At 63.8% G+C, this 2785-nt stretch carries 3 protein-coding genes and 1 pseudogene; 3 read left to right on the forward strand and 1 reads right to left on the reverse strand.

Translation table 11 applies throughout. From position 1 onward, the window contains the following. Positions 1-529, reverse strand: a pseudogene (locus EOA32_RS36010) (A/G-specific adenine glycosylase); the annotation flags it as partial. A 31-nt stretch (positions 530-560) separates the two neighbouring features. Here EOA32_RS36010 and EOA32_RS36015 point away from each other — a divergent pair. The 3 genes from EOA32_RS36015 to EOA32_RS36025 form a co-directional block, all read left to right on the forward strand. Further along, a complete protein-coding gene (locus tag EOA32_RS36015) occupies positions 561-1061 on the forward strand; it encodes a DUF721 domain-containing protein (protein ID WP_128374217.1) in 501 nt (166 codons plus the stop codon). 196 nt (positions 1062-1257) lie between these two features. Continuing rightward, entirely contained in the window at positions 1258-1986 is a 729-nt protein-coding gene (locus EOA32_RS36020) for a DsbA family protein (protein WP_067327871.1), read from the forward strand. Between the two features lie 60 nt (positions 1987-2046). Continuing rightward, the coding region (locus EOA32_RS36025; RefSeq protein WP_245499515.1) for a chromosome segregation SMC family protein at positions 2047-2785 on the forward strand (739 nt) is incomplete at its 3' end.

The following is a 2785-nucleotide window of genomic DNA, read 5'->3' on the forward strand; positions in this document are numbered from 1 at the left end:
GCGTCTCCACCGAATAGAGCCGCGAGATGACACGCTCGACATTGCCGTCGACGACTGCGGCAGGCCGGTCGAAGGCGATCGCCGCGATGGCGGCCGCCGTGTAGGCGCCGATGCCCGGCAATTCCTTCAATCCGGCCTCGGTGTCGGGAAAGCGGCCGCCCCGCTGCGCCACGAGATCGGCGCAGGCTTTGAGATTGCGTGCCCTCGAGTAATAACCGAGCCCGGCCCAGGCCTTCATGACGTCCTCGGCCGGCGCTGCCGCCAGCGCCTCGACGGTCGGCCATTTCTCGACAAACGTCCGGAAATAGGCTTTCACCGCCTCGACCGTGGTCTGCTGCAGCATGACCTCGGAGAGCCAGACGCGATAAGGGTCGGGTTTTGTCCCGCGCGAGAACGCACTCGGCGTCACGCGCCAGGGCAGGTCGCGGTGATGCGCGTCGTACCAGGCAAGCAGGCGGACGGCGATGCTGCTATCTCCGGATACGCACTTCTCGGCTGCGGCCTTGCGGGTCTGGTCTTGCGGTGCCATTGATCGGGTGAGTTAGGATCGGAGAACGCACATGGCAGGGAAAAGGCCCTTCGGCAATCCCGTTCCGGTGAGCGATCTCGCGACCGAGATCCTCGATCCTGTCCTGAAGAAGCGCGCCGGCATCTCGATCGGGCTGGTGCAGTCCTGGGAAGAGATCGCCGGGCCGCGCCTGGCCAGCCACTCGCGCCCGGAAAAGATCCAGTGGCCGCGCCGCCTGCATGAGGACGATCCGTTCGAGCCGGCGGTGCTGATCATTGCCTGCGAAGGCATGGCGGCGCTGCATCTTCAGCATGAGGCGGGTGAGGTCATCAACCGCGTCAACGCCTTCCTGGGTTTCAACGCCGTAGGCCGCATCAAGATCCTGCAGAAGCCGGTCCTTTCGGCGAAAGCGCGGCCGAAACCGCAACCGCGGCCTCTCAGCGAGGCCGAGAAATCGAAGCTGGCGCGAACGGTCGGCAAGATCGAGGATGATGGCTTGCGCGCTTCGCTCGAGCGGCTCGGCGCGACCATCCTCGGACAAAAAAAGCCCTGAGCATGTCTCCCGAAGTTCCGGCGGTTTCGGGAAAAGACGTGGAGGGCGCTGCAAAATTGTCGTTAATATCGCATATTCGTGATCGCGCCCGAAAAATTTGGCGATTGGATTGGGGATGCCGATGCCTTAATTCGCGCCAACTCTCGCCTTTTCTAGCCCTTGCATTGCAAAATCCAACCGATATCAGGTGATTCGCATGAACCGCTCTTTGTCTCGCAGAAACCTTCTGACCACGCTGGCCGCCGTTCCGGCAGTGGCGCTGCTTGCCGCGTGCAGCGACTCGGGTGAAGAGGCAAAGGCGGCCGATGTGAAGCCCGCCAATCCGTCGACGCCAGCCAAGCCTGCCACGCCCGCGGCCGCTCAGGTGCCGGAAGCGCAGGGCACCGTCGACATGGCGGAACTGCTCAAGCCCGGCGCTTTGCCCGACAAGCAGCTCGGCAAGGACGACGCCAAGGTCACCATCGTCGAATATGCCTCGATGACCTGCCCGCATTGCGCGCATTTCAACGACACAACCTTCCCTGAGCTGAAGTCGAAATACATCGACACCGGCAAGGTGCGCTACATCCTGCGCGAATTCCCCTTCGACCCGAGCGCCGAGGCCGGCTTCATGCTGGCGCGCTGCGCCAAGGACAACTATTTCGCCATGGTGGACGTGTTGTTCAAGCAGCAGCCGAGCTGGGTCGGCGTCAGCAACACCAAGGAAGCGCTGCTGCAGATTTCCAAGCTCGCCGGTTTTACACAGGAGTCATTTGAGGCCTGCTTGACGGACCAGAAGCTTCTGGACGATGTGAGAGCAGTCCAGAAACGCGGAGCGGACGAGTTCAAGGTCGACTCGACGCCGACCTTCTTCATCAACGGAAAGACCTACAAAGGGGCGATGTCGATTGAGGAAATGTCGGCCATCATCGACCCTCTGCTCTGACGTCCAGGCCGCGCCGAAGCTGCTTGACTTCGGCATATTGGTCTTTGCGGAGCGGCGCGAATGAAGTTTTCGCGCCTTCGCCTCCTCGGTTTCAAGTCCTTCGTCGAGCCCGGCGAGTTCGTCATCGAACGCGGGCTGACCGGCATTGTCGGGCCGAACGGCTGCGGCAAGTCCAACCTTGTCGAGGCGCTGCGCTGGGTGATGGGCGAAAGCTCCTACAAGAACATGCGCGCGTCCGGCATGGACGACGTGATCTTTTCCGGCTCCGGCGCGCGGCCGGCGCGCAACACCGCCGAAGTCACGCTCTTCCTCGACAATTCGGACCGCACGGCGCCCGCCGCCTTCAACGACGCCGATGAATTGCAGGTGTCGCGCCGCATCGAGCGCGAGGCGGGCTCGCTCTACCGCATCAACGGAAAGGAAGCGCGCGCCAAGGACGTGCAGCTGCTCTTCGCCGACCAGTCGACCGGCGCTCGCTCGCCCTCCATGGTCGGCCAGGGCCGCATCGGCGAGCTGATCCAGGCCAAGCCCCAGGCGCGCCGGGCGCTGCTCGAAGAAGCCGCCGGTATCTCCGGCTTGCACACGCGCCGGCACGAGGCGGAGCTTCGGCTGAAGGCGGCCGAACAAAACCTCGAACGGCTGGACGATGTCGTCGGCGAGTTGGAAAGCCAGATCGACAGCCTGAAGCGCCAGGCGCGCCTGGGGCTTGGCCTGGATCAGCTCGCCGATGCGGCCCTGGCCGACCATGGAGGGCGAGCGAGCGCCGGTCGACTGGTCGGCGAAGAGCAGCTGCACGTCC

The organism is Mesorhizobium sp. M1A.F.Ca.ET.072.01.1.1 (assembly GCF_004023325.1).
Classification (GTDB): Bacteria; Pseudomonadota; Alphaproteobacteria; order Rhizobiales; family Rhizobiaceae; genus Mesorhizobium.